We start from the raw sequence: 17,721 nt of genomic DNA on the forward strand, positions 1-17,721 counted from the left end.
GAACTCACTTCCTTGTGGGGTGGACGGGGCGAGGGTGTGGTCTAGACGGCCGTCGGGGACGGCTCTGGGCATCCGCAGGACCCGCGCAGGACGACGCGGGTGGCGAGCAGGCCGGGGTCGCCCGGCTCGGCGCCGGTGATGCGCTCGTGCAGGCGGCGGGCGGCGAGGGCGCCGAGCTCGCGGACCGGCTGGCGGACGGTGGTCAGGCCGGGCCGGACGTAGCGGGCGGCCATGACGTCGTCCCAGCCGGTGACCGCGAGGTCGTCGGGGACGCGGACGCCGCTCGCGACGAGGCGGGTGGTCAGGGCGAGGGCGACCTCGTCGTTGGCGCAGACGACGGCGTCGGCGGTGACCTCGCCGGCGAGGAGGCGCTCGGCCGCCGCGGCGCCGTCGCTCTCGCGCAGCCCGCCGCCGAGCGGGGCGGGCACCTCGAGGCCGCGCTCGAGCAGGGCGGTGGCGTAGCCCTCGAAGCGCTGCCGGACGTCGGGGGCGACGGCGGGGTCGCCGGCGAACACCGGGCGGGTGCGGCCGTGCGCGTCGAGCAGGTGGGTGGTCAGCTCGTGCGAGCTCGCGACGTTCTCGGCCGCGAGGCGCTCGAACCCGGTCGTCGCCCCGCCCGCGACGACGAGCACCGGCTTCTGGCGGGCGGCCCGCTCGAGGACGTCGTCGGGGATGATCCCGCCGAGCACGGCGACGCCGTCGACGCCGGCGGCCAGGCGGGTGAAGCGCGGGGCGTCGAGGGGGCGGTCGGGCTCGACGAGGGCGAGGACGACGCTGAGGTCGAGCTCCGCCGCGGCCTGCTCGAAGCCCATGAGCAGCTCCGAGAAGTAGGGGCCGTGCAGCTCGGGCAGGACGAGGCCGACCGCCTCGTGGTGGCGCACGGCGAGCGAGCGGGCGGCGGCCAGGGGCACGTAGTCGAGCCGGTCGATGGCGTCGAGGACCCTGGCGCGGGTGCGCTCGGCGACGGCGGTGCTGCCCTGGATGACGCGGGAGACGGTGGCGATGGAGACGCCCGCGGCCTCGGCGACCGAGTAGATCGTCGTGCCCGCGTGCTCCGGCGTGCTCGTGCTGCGGCTCACCGCGCCACCTCCTTGTAAGCGCTTACAACTTCGTGTGAGCGCTTACATTGCCACGGTGCCGCGAGGGGCGGCAACCCCGGCGGCGGGTGACAACGGTGTCGGCGACGTCGTCGGGGACGCCGGCGCAGGTCGCTGACCTGCGACGACGCGGGCCGTCCGACCGTTCGTCGATTTCCCCGCCGGCGGGCGCGTCCATCAACTGACGAATGGGTCGACTCCTGCCCACGGGTCCGGCCGGCAGGCGTGCAGGAGTCGACGACAGCGTCGACTCCCGTCCGCTCACGGGGACCCGCGGCCGGGTCTCGACGTGTCGCCCGTCGACCGACACACTGGCCCGCATGGGCACCCCGTACGTCGTCACCCGCTCGACCACGACGAGCGCGCCGCCGGCGGCCGTCCACGCGCTGCTCGAGGACTTCCACGCCTGGCCGCGGTGGTCGCCGTGGGAGGAGCTCGACCCGGCGATGCGCCGCACGTACTCCGGCGCCGCGCGAGGTCCCGGCGCCCGCTACGCGTGGGACGGCAACCGCAAGGCGGGCCGCGGCACGATGGAGGTCGTCGGCTCCACCCCCGAGCAGGTCGACGTCGACCTCGCGTTCGAGAAGCCCTTCCCGTCGCGCTCGCGCGTCGAGTTCGTGCTCACCCCGCAGGCCACCGGCGGGACAGGGGTCGAGTGGCGGATGCGCGGCGAGCTCTCCCCGGTCATGCGCGTCTTCTCGCTCGTGAAGTCGATGGACTCGCTCGTCGGCCCCGACATGGAGCGCGGCCTCGCCCGGCTGCGCGCCGCCGCGGAGACGCCCTCCGGCTGAGCCCCCGTCAGCCGCGCCGGCGGGAGCGTCGGGTCAGCAGGGCGTCGACACCCCAGAGCACGCTCGCCACGACGAGCCCGAAGACGAGGATGAGGACGAGCGTCGTCGCCACCGAGCCGTAGCCGAGGGCGACGACGTTGGTGAAGTCGTACGGGTAGGCGCCGACGACCGCCCCGCGCCCGAGCATCCACGCGACCCACGCGAGGGGCACGACGAGGGCGAAGGGGACGAGCCGGCCGGTCACCCAGCCCCGCGGGCCGGCGACGAGCCAGACGAGGACGGTCAGCGCCGGCGTCACGACGTGGAGGATCGGGTCGGTCAGCCGCGACCAGCCGACGACGTCGGCGGTGGGGGCGAGGAGCACCTGGTAGACGATGGCCGTGACGGTGATCATCAACAGCGCATCGAGCCGGATCACCCTCTCCAGGAAGCCCGTCCGGGTGGGGCGCAGGACGAGCAGGGTCGCCGACACCGCGACGACGACGTTGGACCAGATGGTGAAGTAGCTGAGGGTGTCGGCCAGCCGCGAGACCACGCCCGCCGCCCCGTCGGGGTGCAGGCCGTAGAGGCCGCGCGGCGGCACCGACTCGGCGTACCCGCCGGCGCCGGAGATCACGAGCGTGAGCACGAGCCCCAGCCACGCGACACCGGCGTTGAGGCCGAAGGCGGCGCGGGCCGCTCGGGACGGGGCGGGGGCTGCGACGTCGACCACGGGGCGAGTATGCCCGCGGGACAGGGCGATGCCCGCGCGGCGCGCCTCGTCAGGGCCGGTGACGCCGGCCGCGACCAGGGAGCGTGTGCGCGGCCGCGGCGGCGAGGTCCCCGACGACGACGCACCACAGGAGCGGCACGGTCGGGACGCCTCCGGGCACGAGCGCCAGGGCGACGGCCGCCACGCCGGCGCATCCCGCGACCCATCTCGTGGCCGGATGGCCGATCCGGCTGCGCGACAGCGCGACCGCCTGCGCCAACAGGCCGATCCCGAGCACCCCGGCGCCCGCCGCCCAGGCCGGTCGGGCTGCCGCGAGGTCCTGGGGGCCGAGCAGCCCCACGGCCGTGGCGGCCAGCACCAGGGCGTAGCCGAGCCGGCCGAGCAGTGCGGCGCGCGCGGCGGGTCGTGCGGCGGCCCGGGTGCGCCGCCACGCAGCGCGCGCGGCCAGGGCCTGCAGGCCGGCCACGAGGACGAAGGACGCGGCGACGTCGACCGTCGCGGTCCCGACCCGTCCGGCGGCCACCAGGGCCGGCACGGTGAGGGCGGTCGCGGCCACGACGGGGCCGAGCACCGCGAGGCCCGTCGGCGTCGCCCGGTCGGTCCCGGCGAGGACGCCGCCCCGCGCCACGGACGAGCGGGATGCGGCGGCGGGCCCCTCGACGGGGAGGGTGTCGCGCGCGGCGGTCGTGGTCATGGCTCGAGCGTGGCCCGGGCGCCGTCGGGCGTCTGTCGGGGGCGACCCTGACCCGACCCGGAGCGGAAAGCCCGCACGTGCGGGGTTGTCGGGGTGCGGGAGGGGACGGGGCCGCGGAAAGCCCGCACGTGCGGGGTTGTCGGGGTGCGGGAGGGGACGGGGCCGCGGAAAGCCCGCACGTGCGGGGTCGTTGGGGTACGGGAGAGGACGGGGTCGCGGAAAGCCCGCACGTGCCGGGTCGGCGCTGCGGTGGTCCCGGTCGCTCGCCGCCGGTTATGGTCACGGTGACTTCCCGAGGAGGCTCCGGTGACCCACGGCCCCGGCCTGCTGACCGACCGCTACGAGCTGACGATGCTCACGGCGTTCGTCCGCGACGGCAGCGTCGACCACCCCGCGGTGTTCGAGGCGTTCGCCCGACGCCTGCCCGAGGGGCGCCGCTACGGCGTCGTCGCGGGCCTCGGGCGGCTCGTCGAGATGGTCGAGGCCTTCCGCTTCGACGCCGCGGAGGTCGCCTGGCTCGAGGCCGCGGGGGTCGTCGACGACGCGACCGCGGCCTGGCTGCGCGACTTCCGCTTCACCGGCGACGTCGACGCCTACCCCGAGGGCGACCTCTACTTCCCGGGCAGCCCGGTGCTCAGCGTCCGCGGCACGCTCGGCGAGTGCGTGATGCTCGAGACCCTCGTGCTCAGCGTCCTCAACCACGACACCGCCGTCGCGAGCGCGGCCGCCCGGATGGTCCTCGCGGCGCAGGGCCGGCCCCTCGTCGAGATGGGCAGCCGCCGCACCCACGAGGAGGCCGCCCTGGCCGCGGCCCGGGCCGCGTACCTCGCGGGGTTCGCCTCGACGAGCAACCTCGCCGCCGGCCACCGGCACGGTGTGCCGACCGTCGGGACGGCGGCCCACGCGTTCACCCTGGCGCACGCCACCGAGGCCGGGGCCTTCGCGAGCCAGGTCGCCGTCCAGGGCGTCAGCACGACGCTGCTCGTCGACACCTACGACGTCGAGCAGGGCATCCGCACCGCGGTCGAGGTCGCGGGGACGGGGCTCGGGGCGGTGCGCATCGACTCCGGCGACCTCGCCGAGACCTCGGCGGCGGCGCGCGCGCTCCTCGACGGCCTCGGGGCCCGCGACACCCGCATCATCGCGACGAGCGACCTCGACGAGTTCGTCCTCACCGCCCTCGCCGACGCGCCGATCGACGGCTACGGCGTGGGCACGCGCGTGGTCACCGGCTCCGGCCACCCCACCGCGAGCCTGGTCTACAAGCTCGTCGCCGTGGCGTCCGGACCCGGTGGGGCGCTGCGGCCGGTCGCGAAGAAGAGCCACGACAAGATCTCCGTCGGCGGCGGCAAGACCGCCTGGCGCCGCCACGACGAGCACGGGGTGCTGCGGCGCGAGTGGTACCGCACCGACGACCACGAGGAGCCCGGCGCCACCCGCGTCCAGGTGCCCGTCCTGCGCGGCGGGCGCCCGGTGGGGGTCCCCGACCTCGACACCGTCCGCGAGCACTGCGCCGCGGCGCTGGCCACGCTGCCCCCGCAGGCCCGGTCGGTGGCCGCCGGCCGCCCGTACCTCACCGTCGAGCAGGAAGGGGAGACCGATGGCTGACGCGCTCGTCGTCGTCGACGTCCAGACCGACTTCGTGGAGGGCGGGTCCCTCGGCGTCGAGGGGGGCCACGAGGTCGCCCGCCGCATCACCGAGCACCTCGCCGCGCACCGTGACGACTACGCCGCCGTCGTCGCCTCCCGCGACTGGCACGAGCCGCACGGCACCAACGGCGGGCACTTCGCGCAGCCGGGCACCGAGCCGGACTTCGTGACGACGTGGCCGGCCCACTGCGTCTCGAGCGGCCCGGGGGCCGCCTACGCGAACGGGTTCGACACCTCCGCCGTGACCCACCACGTCCGCAAGGGCCGGGGGAGCGCCGCCTACAGCGCCTTCGAGGGCACCACCGAGGACGGCCGTCCCCTCGCCGCGCTGCTGCGCGACCTCGGGGTCACGCACCTCGACGTCACCGGCATCGCCACCGACCACTGTGTGCGAGCGACCGTCCTCGACGCGCGCCGGGAGGGGTTCTCGGTCCGGCTGCTGCCGGGGATGCACGCCGGCGTCGCCCCCGCGACGAGCGAGCGGGCCCTGGCCGAGATGGCCGCGGCCGGCGCGGAGGTGGCCCCGTGAGCGAGCACCCGCCGTTCGCCGTCACCGTCGACCTCGGCGTCTTCACCATCCGCGACGGTGTGTTCTCGGTGCTGCTCGTCGAGCGTGGCTCCGAGCCGTTCGCGGGGTCGTGGGCGCTGCCCGGCGGGTTCGTCGAGGCCGACGAGGACGCCGAGACCGCCGCATGGCGCGAGCTGCGGGAGGAGACGGGGGTCGAGCGCTTCGAGGGGCACCTCGAGCAGCTGCGCACCTACTCCGCGCCCGACCGCGACCCGCGGATGCGCGTCGTGTCCGTCGCCCACGTGGCCTTCGCCCCCGACCTGCCCGCGCCGAGCCCCGGCTCGGACGCCGCGAACGCCCGCTGGTGGTCGGTCGACGACGTGCTCGACGGCGGGCCGGACGCCCCGACCCTCGCGTTCGACCACGCCGAGATCCTCCACGACGCCCGCGAGCGCGTCCGCTCCAAGCTCGAGTACACCACCCTCGCACGGGAGTTCGTGGCCGAGCCGTTCACGCTGCCCGAGCTGCGCCGCGTCTACACCGCGGTGTGGGGCGCGCCCCCGGACCTCGGCAACTTCCGTCGCAAGGTCCTCGGCACCGACGGCTTCGTCGTCCCCACCGAGGCCCACGGCGTCTCGGCCGCGGGCGGCCGGCCGGCCCTGCTCTACCGCCGGGGCACCGCGACCGACATCCAGCCCCCGATGCTGCGCACCGCCACCCGCGGCGAGCGCTGACCCGTCGATGGGCCACCACCACGCGCTGCCGGACGCCGCGGCTCACGGCGCGCTGCCCGACGACGCGACCCACCGCCTGCCGCCGACGCCCCTCGTGACGCGGGTCGTCGTCGTCGCCCTCGTCCTGCTCACGGCCGCCGCGACCGCGTACGGCCTCGTCGCCCTCTGGCCGCGCGGCGAGCTGCCCACGAACCCGCAGCTCGACTACGCGGTGCAGGGGGCGACCTTCCCGCAGGGCAGCGTCGTCTCGCTGACCGCCCCCTGCCCCGCCGTCGCCCCCGACTCGACGGACGACGTACCGGTCGGCGACCCCGACTGCGGGCAGCTGACGGTGCGACTCGACGACGGCTCGGAGCAGACGGTGCGCATCCAGCCGGAGGTCAGCCGCTCCGGGCTGCGCGCCGGCGACACGGTGACGCTGCTGAAGCTGCCGGACGCCGCGCTCGACTCGGCGCAGGAGCAGGGGGCGATCCTCGACAGCGCGTACTCGTACGCCGGGGTCGAGCGCCAGCCGCCGCTGCTCGTCCTCGCCGCCGTCTTCGTCGTCCTCGTGCTGCTCGTCGCGCGCTGGCGGGGGCTCGCCGCGCTGGTCAGCCTCGGGGTCGGCGGGGCGATCCTCCTCTTCTTCGTGGCCCCGGCGCTGCTCGACGGCGCGAACCCGGTCGCGGTGGGGCTCACCGCCTCCGGGGCGACGATGCTCGTCGTCCTCTACCTGACGCACGGCCTGAGCCTGCGCACGTCGACCGCGCTGCTCGGGACCGTGCTCGGTCTCGGGCTGACCGCGGTCGCGGGCGTCCTCGGCTCCGACGCCGCCCGGCTGACCGGCGTCGGCGACGAGAACAGCGGTCTGCTGCAGGCGCTCGCGACCGACGTGAGGCTGCACGACCTCGTCGCGTGCGGCGTCCTCATCGCGGCGTTCGGCGTGCTCAACGACGTGACGATCAGCCAGACCTCGGCCGTCTGGGAGCTGCGCGCCGCCGACCCCCGGCGCAGCCGCCGGGCGTTGTTCGCCTCCGCGATGCGCATCGGTCGCGACCACCTCGCCTCGACCGTCTACACCATCGTGTTCGCCTACGCCGGAGCCGCGCTGCCGATCCTGCTGCTCATCGCGCTCTCCGGCCAGGGCGCCGACAAGCTGTTCCTCTCCGAGGACATCACGGCCGAGGTCGTCCGCACGCTGGCCAGCGCCGTCGGCCTGGTGCTCGCCATCCCCGCGACGACCGCCGTCGCCGTCGTCGTCGCCCCGCCGCCCCGGGTCGCGCCGGCCCCCGCGGACGCCGAGGTCGCCGCGCCCGTCTGAGTCCCGCACTGGTCGGCGGACCGGGCGGTGTGGTGGGATCGAGGTCCGGTCCGCGGGCTCGACGACGCGGCCGGGCCGCCCGTCCACCACCCGCGAGGAGCACGATGACCGACGCCAGCACGCTGGGGGTGCACTCCGAGGTCGGGCGCCTGCGCAAGGTCCTCGTCTGCCGGCCGGGCCTCGCGCACCGCCGGCTCACCCCGACCAACAGCGCCGACCTGCTCTTCGACGACGTCATGTGGGTCGGGCAGGCCGAGCGCGACCACGCCGACTTCGTCCAGAAGCTGCGCGGCCTCGGGGTCGAGGTGGTCGAGCTCCACGACGTCCTCGCCGAGACGATGGCCATCCCCGGGGCGCGCGACTGGCTGCTCGACCGCAAGATCGTCCCGAACCACGTCGGCCTCGGGCTCGTCGACTCCACGCGGGCCTTCCTCGAGACCCTCGAGCCGGCGCGGCTGGCGGAGTTCCTCATCGGCGGGCTCGCGATCCCCGACCTCCCCGACGACTTCCGCACCCCGTTCGTCATGCTCGCCCGCGAGCAGACCGGCGCGCGCGAGTACCTGCTGCCGCCGCTGCCCAACACCCTCTACACGCGCGACACGACGTGCTGGGTGTACGGCGGGCTGACGCTCAACCCGCTCTACTGGCCGGCCCGCCAGAACGAGACGATCATCTACAAGGCGATCTACCGCTTCCACCCCGACTTCGCCGGTGCGACCGTGTGGTGGGGCGACCCCGAGACCGACTGGGGCGAGGCGACCCTCGAGGGCGGCGACGTCATGCCGGTCGGCAACGGCGTCGTCCTCGTCGGGATGAGCGAGCGCACCTCGCGCCAGGCGATCACCCAGGTGGCGGCCTCCCTCTTCGCCCAGGGCGCGGCCGAGAAGGTCGTCGTCGCCGGCCTGCCGCAGCTGCGCGCCGCGATGCACCTCGACACCGTCTTCACCTTCGCCGACCGCGACGTCGTCACCCTCTACCCGAACGTCATGGACGGGGCGCACACCTTCGTCCTCCATCCCTCCGACACCGACCCCGGCGTGGAGGTCGAGGACCGCGGCGAGGGCACGTTCACCAAGGTCGTCGCCGAGGCGCTCGACCTCGACGGCCTGCGCGTCATCGAGACCGGCGGCGACGTGTACGCCTCCGAGCGCCAGCAGTGGGACAGCGGCAACAACGCCGTCGCCGTCGAGCCTGGCGTCGTCTTCACCTACGACCGGAACACGACGACCAACGCCCTGCTGCGCGACGCCGGCATCGAGGTCGTCGAGATCGTCGGGTCCGAGCTCGGCCGGGGCCGCGGCGGCGGCCACTGCATGACCTGCCCGCTCGTGCGCGACCCCGTCGAGTACTGACCCGTGCAGTCCCCGCCGCGTGACCTGCCGGACGCCGACGTCCTCGACGTCGTGCGGCGGGGCTGGGACGCGACGACCCTGTCGCTGACCCACCTCCCGGTCGGCTACGGCAGCCACCACTGGGCGGCGACGGCGGCCGGGGGACGGCGCTGGTTCGTCACCGCAGACGCGACCCCCGACGACGGGACCGTCGAGGCGCTGGCGGCCGCGTACGCGGTGCCCGCGGCGGCCCGCGCCCACGGCGTCGCGGGCGCGCACGGCCCGGTCGCGGCGGCCGACGGGGCGCTGCTGCACCGTCACGGGACGTGGTCGGTGTCGGTGCAGCCCTGGCTCGACGGCGCCGCCGGGGGCTTCTCCGACCGGTGGCCCGACGCGGGCGCCGAGGCGGTCGTGCGCCTGCTCGCCGACCTCCACGCGCTCGACGCCCCGAGCACCCCGGCCCGGCCCGAGGACCCCGCCCTGCCCGGGGTCGACGGGCTCGTGGCGGCTCTCGACCGCTGCGAGCGCGACGAGCCGCTCGCCGGAGGGCCGCTGGCCGGGGTCGTCACCGGGTTGTTGCGCCCGCACACCGCCGCCGTGCGCGAGGCGCTGCGCGAGGACGCCGCGGACCTCCCCGGCGCCACCGTCCTGACCCACGGCGAACCGCACCCGGGCAACGTCGTCCTCACCGCCGACGGCCCCGTGCTCGTCGACTGGGACACCGCGCGCCGCGCCGAGCCCGAGCGCGACCTCTGGCTCGTCGCGGCCCGCACCGACCTCGACGTCGCCGCCTTCTACGCCGACCTCACCGGCCGCACACCGTCCCCCGCCCGGATGCGCAGGCGCGAGCGCCGCTGGGCCCTCGCCGACGTCGCCGCGTACGTCGTCGACCTCGCGGCCGCGCCTGCCGAGGACGCCGACACCGCGTGGCAGCTGCGCTCGCTGCGGGGGACCCTCGAGGAGCTCGGACGCTGACGTCGGCGCAGGTCACCGGGCGCCCCCGGTGCCCCGCCCCGTAGGCTCGGGCACCAGTGCTCGACCACCGGAGGGACCCCCCGATGAGCCCCGACCGCACGTTCCACCCGTCCGCGGGCCGCACCCTCGGTGTCGAGTGGGAGCTCGGCCTCGTCGACCCCGACACCCTCGACCTCGTCTCGCGCGCCCCCGAGCTCATCGCAGCCCTCGACGACGGCGGGTCGCGCAGCGGGTCGGCCTCCGCCGGACGCTCGTCCGTCACGAACGAGCTGCTGACCAACACCCTCGAGATCGTCACCGGCATCTGCGACAACGCGGCCGCGGCGGCGGAGGACCTGCAGCACGGGCTCGACCAGGTCCGTCGGGCGGCCGACGAGCGCGGCCTCGCGCTGTTCGGCGGCGGCGCGCACCCGTTCAGCCGGTGGGAGGACCAGGAGGTCTCCTCCGGCGAGCGCTACGCGACGCTCATCGACCGCACCCAGTGGTGGGGCCGGCAGATGGTCATCTACGGCGTGCACGTCCACGTCGGCATCACGTCGGCGGCCAAGGTGTGGCCGCTCGTCAACGCGCTGCTCACCTACCACCCGCACCTCACGGCGCTCTCGGCGTCGTCACCGTTCACCGGCGGCGTCGACACCGGGTACGCGAGCAACCGCACGATGCTCTTCCAGCAGCTGCCGACCGCCGGCCTGCCCTTCCAGTTCGAGTCCTGGGCGCAGTACCGGACCTACCTCCACGACGTGTTCACGACGGGGGTCGTCGACGACGTCAGCGAGCTGCGCTGGGACATCCGGCCCTCGCTCGGCCTCGGCACCATCGAGGTGCGGGCGTGCGACGGGCTGTCGAGCGCCGCCGACGTCACGGCGATCGCGGCGCTCGTGCACTGCCTCGTCGTGCACCTCGAGGACCAGCTCGACGTCGGTCGGCTGCCGGCGCCGCTCCCGCCCTGGCACGTGCAGGAGAACAAGTGGCGCGCAGCGCGGTACGGGCTCGAGGCCATCGTCATCGTCGATGCGGACAGCCGCGAGGTGCCGGTCGTCGACGACGTGCTCGAGCTCCTCGAACTGCTGCAGCCGGTGGCGCGTCGGCTCGGCTGCGTCGACGAGCTCGCGGGCGTCGAACGGCTCGCGCGCGGCGGCGGGGGCTACACGCGGATGCGCGAGGCCGTGACCGCGGCGGACGGCGACCTGCGGGCCGCCGTCCGCGCCGCGCTCGTCAGCGGCTGACGGCGTCGAGCTCGTCGGTGACCGGGGTGTCGCCGGTGTTGAACTCGACGACCGCGTGCGCCGTGCCCGGGCGCGCGAGGACCTCGGCGATGACGAGGGCGACATCGGCGCGCGGCACCGACCCCTTGCCCGCACCGGTGCGCGAGGTCTCGATGCGGCCGGTCGACGGGTCGTCGGTCAGGGCGCTGGGGCGGACGAGGGTCCACGCGAGACCCGAGGCCTGCAGGTGCTCGTCGGCCGCGGTCTTGGCGTCCGCGTAGGCGAAGAAGGCGTCGTCCTCCGGCACACCGTGGTCCGGCCCGGCGCCGTAGTACGACACCATGACGTAGCGCTCGACGCCGGCCTCGAGGGCGGCGTCCATCGATCGGATGGCCGCGTCGCGGTCGACGGCGTAGGTGCGCTCGGGGTCACCGCCACCGGCGCCGGCGGACCAGACGACGGCGTCGAAGCCGCGCACGAGGTCGGCGAGCTCGGGGGTCGACATCGACTGCACGTCGGCGACCTTCGCGGTGGCGCCGTCGGCCTCGACGTCGGCCGTGTGCTCGGGGTTGCGGATCACCGCGGTGACCTCGTGGGAGCGCTCGGCGAGGAGGGGGGTCAGGTGGCGGGCGACCTTGCCGTGGCCGCCGATGGTGAGGATGCGCATGTTCGGGCCAACACCCGCGTCGGAGCCGCTGTTCCGGACCTTCGACAGTCCGGGTCCGCGCAGACCTGGAGTCGAGTGCGGAAGTGGCAGCCGGGACAGCCACGTGCGCCCTCGACCCCGGACGGGTCCGCGCAGACCTGGGGTCGAGTGCGGAAGCGGTCGCTGGGGCAGCCACCTGCGCCCTCGACTCCGAGGGGAGAGGGCAAGGACGGGCGCTGCGGAGGGGAGAGGGGAGGAGGGTCGCGGGTCAGGCGAGGGCGGCGACGGCGGCCACGAGCCCGGCGAGCGCCGTCACGGAGCGCGCGGCGTCGACGGCGCGCAGCCGGCGGGCGAGCGCCGGGGTGCGACCCTCGCGCCCGAGCGCCCCGTGGGTGGGGGCGGCGAGGAGCGCGGTGAGGAGGAGCACGACCCCCTGGAGGGCGACCGCCAGCAGGACCGCGGGGGTGCGCGGCCCGGCGGCGACGACCCACGCGACGGCGCCGAGCACGGCGGCGTACGTCGGGACGACGAGGACGAGGACTCGGCGCGAGTGCCGGTCGTGGGCGGCGGCGAAGCGGTCGGCCGGCTGCTCGAGGAGGGTCGGGTAGGCGAGCGTGCTGACGGCCAGCTGGAACGCTGCGTGCCACGCGGCCACCGCGGCGAGGGCGACGAGCGGGGTCACCACCCGGTGGTCCGCAGCCGGCGGGGCATCCCGAACGCGGTCCGTGTGCCGGCCGAGTGCAGGACGCTGTCGGGCGGGCGCGCGGCGAGGTCGGCGAACCCGGCGGCCCTGAGCAGCTCGTCGTCGAGGTCCAGCAGCTCGGCCCGGCGCAGCGGCCACGGCGGGTGCTCGTTGGGGACCCACGCCGTCCGCCCGGCGACGCGCGTGTGCAGGCCGAAGCGTGCGGTGACGAACTCGGACACCGGGTCCGGCTCGAGCAGCTCCTCGCCGACGCGGACCCGCATCGTCGAGCGGGCGCCGCGTGGGCCGGGCAGCCGCCGCGTCGAGGTGTAGCGGACCTCGTCGCCGGAGCGCTCCATCCGCATCCGGGCCCACGTGTACGGCGTACCGAAGACGACGCGGGCGCCGACGGCGACGAGGGTGCGCTCGCACTCCAGCGACCCGAAGACCACGCCGTGCCGACCCTCGTCGTCGACGGAGTAGAAGCGGACGTTGGTCTCGAGGAAGTCGCCGAGCCACGGGACCGCCGGCCCGCGGCCGAAGCCGGCCCGGTGCATCCGGAAGGGGATGAGCCCGACGTACGTCACGCCGTCGAGGACGTCGGGGCGGGCGCCGGCGGGCAGGAGCGGGGCGACGCGCTCGGGCTCCACCGCCCAGTGGACGAACGTGATGTCGCGCCACTGCTGGCGCATCGTCCGCGGGCCCGTCAGCGGAGGAGCCTCGACGCGTGCCTGCATGCTCCGAGTGTCGGTCGCGCGCAGGCCCGTCGGGCGGCTCGGTGGCACCGGCCGCCGGCCGCCGTCGAAGGAGCCGGCCGGCGTCAGTGCAGGCGGGAGCGCCGGCGACGCAGCTCGCGGACGACCGCCGCCTGCCGCCGGACGACGCGCAGGTCGCGCTCCGAGAGGCCGTGGCCGGCCCGGCCGCGCAGCGCGTCCTCGGTCGAGGCGAGCTCCGCGATGAGGTCGCGGACCGACGCGGTCGTGGGAGCGGTGGTCGGGAGCGGCGCCGTCGTCGTCATGCCTCCACCCTCGGGTGGGTGCCTCGGGACGGCCTCGGCCCCGCCTGTGGGGTCGCTGTCAGGGCCGCGCCGGGCATCACCGGGAGGCGACGGGCAGGCCTCAGGCCGAGGTGCGGTCCTCGTCGGCCACGGTGTGCCGCTCGCGGTGGCGGGCGTCGAGGTACTCGGCCAGGCGCCGGTCGGCGTCGTCGCCGAAGAGGATCCGGGCGACCTCGCGCAGCCCCTCGGAGCCCTCGATGTCCTCGTCGCGCACGACGAGGTCGATCTTGGAGCGACGGCGCATGAAGTCGTCCAGGGTGACGACCATCTCGTGCTGCGCGGCGGTGTAGAGCTCGGCGCGCAGGTAGTCGGCCGAGCCCATGACGTCCTCGCCCATCGACGGGTCGGCGCGGATGGCCTCGAGCAGGTCGAAGGCGCGCCGGCCGTAGCGGCGCCACAGCCGGTCGGTCAGCGGCTCGGTGTCGGGCTTGGTCCGCAGCGCGTCGAGGCGCATCAGCCGGGCCTGCCGGTAGAACTCGGCGCGGGTCTGCGCGGCGGGCTCGCCGTACCAGTTGCCGAGGTCCTTCTCGAGCGGGATGCCGAGACGCACGACCTCCTCCGCGACCTCCTCGCCGACGTTGAGGCAGTCGGTCAGCTTGCCGCCGAGGACCGTGACGACGCGCTGGTGGTCGTCGCGCTCGATCTCGTGCTTGCGCGACAGCGAGGTCCAGTCGGCCTGGTCCTGGTCGCCCGCGCCGCGGCTGACGACGAGGGGGCGCACGCCGCAGCGCTCGGCGATGACGTCGTCGGCGGTCAGCGGCTGCGCGAGGTCGAGGCGCTTGTTGATCTGCTCGAGGAGGAACTCGCGGTCCTCGTCGGTCACCTCGGTGTACGGGCTGTCGACCCGGGTGTCGGTCGTGCCGATGACCGAGCGGCGGCCCATCGGGATGACGTAGAAGAGGCGCTGGGTGTCGTCGAAGAACGCCAGCACGCGGTCGTGCTTGGTCGTCGTCAGGCGGGGGACGACGAGGTGGATGCCCTTGGAGTAGACGATCCGGTGCTCGGTGCGCAGGTCCCAGGACTCGTTGATCTCGTCGACGAACGGGCCGGCGGCGTTGACGACGACCCGCGCGGCGGTCGTCACCTCACGGCCGGTGTCGGTGTCGCGCAGGCGGCAGACCCAGCGGTCGCCGATCCGCTCGGCCGAGACGAGCTCGACGTAGTTGGCGACGGAGGCGCCGGCCTCGAGGGCGGAGCGGACGAAGGAGAAGACGAACCGGCTGTCGTTGTCGACGAGGAAGGCGTCGCGGTACTCGATGGCGCCGCGGACGTCGGTCGTGTCGATGGCCGGCTCCTGCTCCTTGACGTCGTCGGCGTCGTAGAGGTGCGGGCGCTTGGTGCCGAAGAGGCCGATGCCCCAGTAGGCCGTGGCCCCGAGGCCGGCGAACCACGGTGCGTACGGCGAGCCGTGGTCGAGCGCGGCGAGGAAGCCGATCTCGCGGATGTTGTCGGGGTAGGCCTTCATCAGCCGGTTGCGGCTGCGGCACAGGCCGAAGACGAGCGGCAGCTCGTAGTTCTCGAGGTACTTGAAGCCGCCCCACACGAGGTTGGAGGACTCCTGGCTGACGAAGCCGCCGAAGTCGCCCCGGTCGATGAGCGCGACGGAGGCCCCACGGCCGGCCAGCGCCGCCGCGGAGACGGCGCCGTTGATGCCGGCGCCGACGACGAGGACGTCGAACAGGCCGCCGTCGATCCGCTCGATGTTCGCCGATCGCAGGCTCATGACCCCAGCGTAGGCGTCCCGTGGCGCGCACCGGCGCGGAGGTGGCGGGGCTGGACAGCGCCCGCCCCGCCCCATTCTCGACATATTGCGCATCCGCCACGCGAAAGGACCCGGATCCGGGCGCTCGAGGTGGCGGATGCGCAATAAGTCGGGTCGAAAGAGTGGGTCAGCCGGCGCGGGGGTCGTCGAGGACGTCGCGCCAGGAGTGCTGCGGCTCGTAGCCGAGGAGGCGCTTGGCCTTGTCGATGCAGAAGAAGGTCTCGTGCTCGCCCATCGCGCGGCGGACCTCGACCCCGTCGTAGAACTGCTCGACGAGCTCGGCCGTCGTCGCGGCGACGGAGTGGTCGGCGTTGGCGATGTTGAAGACCTCGAAGCCGAGGCCGTCGGTGGCCAGGCAGCGGTCGATCGCCTGCGCGAGGTCGCGGACGTCGATGTAGGCGAAGATGTTGCGCCGCCGCTGGGCCGGGTCCTCGAGGAAGCCCGGGAACCGCTCCGCGTACTCGTGCGGCTCGATGACGTTGTTGATCCGCAGCCCGTAGACGTCGGCCCCGGTGCGGCGCTGCAGCGAGCGCGCCGTCGTCTCGTTGACGACCTTGGAGGTCGCGTAGGCGTCCTCGGGCACCGTCGGGTGCTCCTCGTCGACCGGCAGGTACTCGGGCTTGCGCTCGCCGCGCGCGAAGCAGATGCCGTAGGTGGTCTCGGACGAGGCGAAGACGACCTTGCGGATGCCGAGGATCGCGGCGGCCTCGAGGACGTTCCACGTCGAGAGCACGTTGTTCGCGTAGGTCTCGTTGTCGGCCTTGAGCAGGATGGCGGGGACCGCGGCCAGGTGGACGATCGCGTCGTAGGCCCGCTCCTGCGGCTCGTCGAGCTCGTCGAAGGAGGCGGGCATCCGCAGCGTGGAGAGCAGCTGCCCGAGGTCGGTCAGCTCGACGTCGAGGTCGGTGACGCCGTCGAGGCCGAGCGGGGCGCGGTCGAGGTTGGTGACGGTGTGGCCGTGCTCGACGAGGTACGGGACGACGTGGCGGCCGGCCTTGCCGCTGCCACCGGTGAGGAGGATGCGCATTCCGTCATCCTCACACCCCGACCGACGGGTTCGGCCCGCGTGCGCAGCCCGACCCGCTCCCGCCGCGAACGTGTGTCAAACCGCCGGGGAAGACCGGCGGTTTCATACGCGATCGCGAAAGGCGGGAGGGTCAGAGGGTGAAGGAGACGCCCGTCAGGTCCTCGGAGCGGTCGAAGAGGGTGCGGCCGAGGGTCGCGTCCTGCGCCCAGCGCGAGCGGCGGGCCTCGCCGACCGGCCCGCGGGTCTCGCCGATGCCGGTGGGGCCGGAGTAGGTGCCCCCGCGGGCGACCGTCGCGGCGTACAGCGGGCCCTCGGCGCCCTTCTCGGGGCCGGGGAAGAGCAGCCTGACGCCGAGCTGGCCGATCGTGCCGACGACGGGGATGGCCCCCATGCCGTCCTTGCTCGCGACGAGGTTGGTCGCGGAGACGCCGGGGTGGGCGGCGTTCGAGGTGAGCGCGACGCCGGCGGCGCGGGCGCGTCGCTCGAGCTCGTCGGCGAAGAGGAGGTTGGCCAGCTTGGAGCGGCCGTAGGTCGTCTGCGGGTCGTAGCCCTCGCGCGGGTTGCCCTCGCAGACCGCGCCGTCGCCCCGGTGGTGGGCGATCGAGGCCACGGTCGTCACCCGCGCGGCGGGCGCCTCGAGCAGGTGCGGCAGGAGGAGGCCCGTCAGCGCGAAGTGGCCGAGGTGGTTGGTGCCGAACTGCAGCTCGAAGCCGTCCTCGGTCTCGCGGTACCGGGGCGGGGTCATGACGCCGGCGTTGTTGAGCAGCAGGTCGAGCGGCCCGTCCCACCCCTCGGCGAACTCGCGGACCGACGCCTGCGAGGCGAGGTCGAGCCGGCGCACCGAGACCCCGCCGGGGGCGCCGGTGCGCCGGATGCGCTCGGCCGCCTGCTCGCCGGCCTGCGTGTTGCGCACGGCGAGGACGACGTCGGCGCCGTGCCGGGCGAGCTCGCGCGCCTCGACCAGCCCGATGCCGGAGTTCGCACCGGTGACGACAGCGCGGCGTCCGGTGAGGTCGGGGATCTGCTCGAAGGTCCAGCGGCTCATGCGTGCTCCTCGGTGGTCGGCTCTCGGGGGGTCAGCGCGCGGGGCGCCGGCGGGGTTCCGCCGCCGGCGCGGCGCGGTGGGGTCAGCGGCGGCGCAGCTCGACGACGGGGATGACGCGCGTCGTCTTCTGCTCGTAGGACCGGAAGCCCTCGGACATCGCGGTGAAGCGGGCCCACGCGGCGTCGCGCTCCTCCGGCGGCAGCACCCGCGCGGTCACCGGCACCGTGCCGTCGTCCGGCGTCTCGATCTCGGTCTCCGGGTGGGCGCGCAGGTTGTGGAACCAGTCGGGGTTGTCCGGTGCGCCGGCCTTGGAGGCGGCGACGAGCCAGACGTCCTCCCCGTCACGGACGGTGGCGAGGGGCGAGACGCGCGCGGTGCCGGTGCGCGCCCCCACGTGGTGCAGCAGGACGAGGCCGCGGCCGAAGCCCATGGTCCGCACCGTGCCGCCGTTGCTGCGGAACTCGTCGATGATGCTCTGGTTCCAGTCGGCCACGATGGCCACCTC

At 75.0% G+C, this 17,721-nt stretch carries 19 protein-coding genes; 8 read left to right on the forward strand and 11 right to left on the reverse strand.

The window, feature by feature from the left end:
• Positions 1–41 precede the first annotated feature (41 nt).
• The gene (locus J3473_RS04600) at positions 42–1,079 is read right to left on the reverse strand and encodes a LacI family DNA-binding transcriptional regulator (protein WP_207022112.1); all 1,038 of its coding nucleotides are present in this window, start codon (positions 1,077–1,079) and stop codon (positions 42–44) included.
• 338 nt (positions 1,080–1,417) lie between these two features.
• Here J3473_RS04600 and J3473_RS04605 point away from each other — a divergent pair, with 338 nt between their 5' ends.
• Positions 1,418–1,888, forward strand: coding sequence for an SRPBCC family protein (locus J3473_RS04605; protein WP_207022113.1), 471 nt, complete (start codon positions 1,418–1,420; stop codon positions 1,886–1,888).
• A gap of 7 nt (positions 1,889–1,895) precedes the next feature.
• Here J3473_RS04605 and J3473_RS04610 read toward each other — a convergent pair whose 3' ends face one another.
• Both J3473_RS04610 and J3473_RS04615 read right to left on the reverse strand, forming a co-directional pair.
• On the reverse strand, positions 1,896–2,600 hold the full coding sequence (locus J3473_RS04610) for a Pr6Pr family membrane protein (RefSeq protein WP_207022114.1): 705 nt from the start codon (positions 2,598–2,600) through the stop codon (positions 1,896–1,898).
• 49 nt (positions 2,601–2,649) lie between these two features.
• Positions 2,650–3,294, reverse strand: a complete 645-nt coding sequence (locus J3473_RS04615; RefSeq protein ID WP_207022115.1) for a hypothetical protein — start codon at positions 3,292–3,294, stop codon at positions 2,650–2,652.
• A 306-nt stretch (positions 3,295–3,600) separates the two neighbouring features.
• On the opposite strand from J3473_RS04615, the gene J3473_RS04620 reads away from it, so the two are divergent.
• The 7 genes from J3473_RS04620 to J3473_RS04650 all read left to right on the forward strand — a co-directional run bounded on the left by J3473_RS04620 (position 3,601) and on the right by J3473_RS04650 (position 11,018).
• Positions 3,601–4,902, forward strand: coding sequence for a nicotinate phosphoribosyltransferase (locus tag J3473_RS04620; RefSeq protein ID WP_256437923.1), 1,302 nt, complete (start codon positions 3,601–3,603; stop codon positions 4,900–4,902).
• Positions 4,895–5,473, forward strand: a complete 579-nt coding sequence (locus tag J3473_RS04625; protein ID WP_207022116.1) for an isochorismatase family protein — start codon at positions 4,895–4,897, stop codon at positions 5,471–5,473. Before J3473_RS04620 ends, J3473_RS04625 begins: the two co-directional genes overlap by 8 nt.
• On the forward strand, positions 5,470–6,186 hold the full coding sequence (locus J3473_RS04630; RefSeq protein WP_030526211.1) for an NUDIX domain-containing protein: 717 nt from the start codon (positions 5,470–5,472) through the stop codon (positions 6,184–6,186). Before J3473_RS04625 ends, J3473_RS04630 begins: the two co-directional genes overlap by 4 nt.
• 7 nt (positions 6,187–6,193) lie before the next feature.
• On the forward strand, positions 6,194–7,486 hold the full coding sequence (locus J3473_RS04635) for a YibE/F family protein (protein WP_207022117.1): 1,293 nt from the start codon (positions 6,194–6,196) through the stop codon (positions 7,484–7,486).
• 104 nt (positions 7,487–7,590) lie between these two features.
• Entirely contained in the window at positions 7,591–8,838 is a 1,248-nt protein-coding gene (locus tag J3473_RS04640) for an arginine deiminase (protein WP_207022118.1), read from the forward strand.
• A gap of 3 nt (positions 8,839–8,841) precedes the next feature.
• Positions 8,842–9,792: an aminoglycoside phosphotransferase family protein gene (locus tag J3473_RS04645; RefSeq protein ID WP_207022119.1), complete on the forward strand. Its 951-nt coding sequence runs from the start codon at positions 8,842–8,844 to the stop codon at positions 9,790–9,792.
• A gap of 83 nt (positions 9,793–9,875) precedes the next feature.
• Positions 9,876–11,018: a glutamate--cysteine ligase gene (locus tag J3473_RS04650; protein WP_207022120.1), complete on the forward strand. Its 1,143-nt coding sequence runs from the start codon at positions 9,876–9,878 to the stop codon at positions 11,016–11,018.
• On the opposite strand, the gene J3473_RS04655 is transcribed toward J3473_RS04650, so the two are convergent.
• The 8 genes from J3473_RS04655 to J3473_RS04690 form a co-directional block, all read right to left on the reverse strand.
• Positions 11,008–11,664, reverse strand: coding sequence for an SDR family oxidoreductase (locus J3473_RS04655; RefSeq protein WP_207022121.1), 657 nt, complete (start codon positions 11,662–11,664; stop codon positions 11,008–11,010). The two genes, J3473_RS04650 and J3473_RS04655, sit on opposite strands and share 11 nt — an antisense overlap.
• A gap of 247 nt (positions 11,665–11,911) precedes the next feature.
• A complete protein-coding gene (locus tag J3473_RS04660) occupies positions 11,912–12,325 on the reverse strand; it encodes a hypothetical protein (protein ID WP_207022122.1) in 414 nt (137 codons plus the stop codon).
• Complete coding sequence (locus tag J3473_RS04665; protein WP_207022123.1) at positions 12,322–13,062, reverse strand: YqjF family protein; 741 nt, start codon at positions 13,060–13,062, stop codon at positions 12,322–12,324. The genes J3473_RS04660 and J3473_RS04665 overlap by 4 nt, the downstream gene beginning before the upstream one ends.
• An 83-nt stretch (positions 13,063–13,145) precedes the next feature.
• Positions 13,146–13,343, reverse strand: a complete 198-nt coding sequence (locus J3473_RS04670) for a hypothetical protein (protein WP_030526219.1) — start codon at positions 13,341–13,343, stop codon at positions 13,146–13,148.
• Between the two features lie 100 nt (positions 13,344–13,443).
• Positions 13,444–15,105 carry a glycerol-3-phosphate dehydrogenase/oxidase gene (locus tag J3473_RS04675; RefSeq protein WP_207022124.1) on the reverse strand — a complete coding sequence of 554 codons (1,662 nt, stop codon included), beginning with the start codon at positions 15,103–15,105 and terminating at the stop codon, positions 13,444–13,446.
• Positions 15,106–15,271: 166 nt separating this feature from the next.
• Positions 15,272–16,171, reverse strand: a complete 900-nt coding sequence (locus J3473_RS04680; RefSeq protein WP_207022125.1) for an NAD(P)-dependent oxidoreductase — start codon at positions 16,169–16,171, stop codon at positions 15,272–15,274.
• Between the two features lie 130 nt (positions 16,172–16,301).
• Positions 16,302–17,216 carry an SDR family oxidoreductase gene (locus J3473_RS04685; RefSeq protein ID WP_207022126.1) on the reverse strand — a complete coding sequence of 305 codons (915 nt, stop codon included), beginning with the start codon at positions 17,214–17,216 and terminating at the stop codon, positions 16,302–16,304.
• 82 nt (positions 17,217–17,298) lie between these two features.
• On the reverse strand, positions 17,299–17,709 hold the full coding sequence (locus tag J3473_RS04690; protein ID WP_207022127.1) for a nitroreductase/quinone reductase family protein: 411 nt from the start codon (positions 17,707–17,709) through the stop codon (positions 17,299–17,301).
• Positions 17,710–17,721 lie beyond the last annotated feature (12 nt).

It is taken from the genome of Phycicoccus sp. DTK01, assembly GCF_017312765.1.
In the GTDB taxonomy this organism is placed as follows: domain Bacteria; phylum Actinomycetota; class Actinomycetes; order Actinomycetales; family Dermatophilaceae; genus Phycicoccus; species Phycicoccus jejuensis.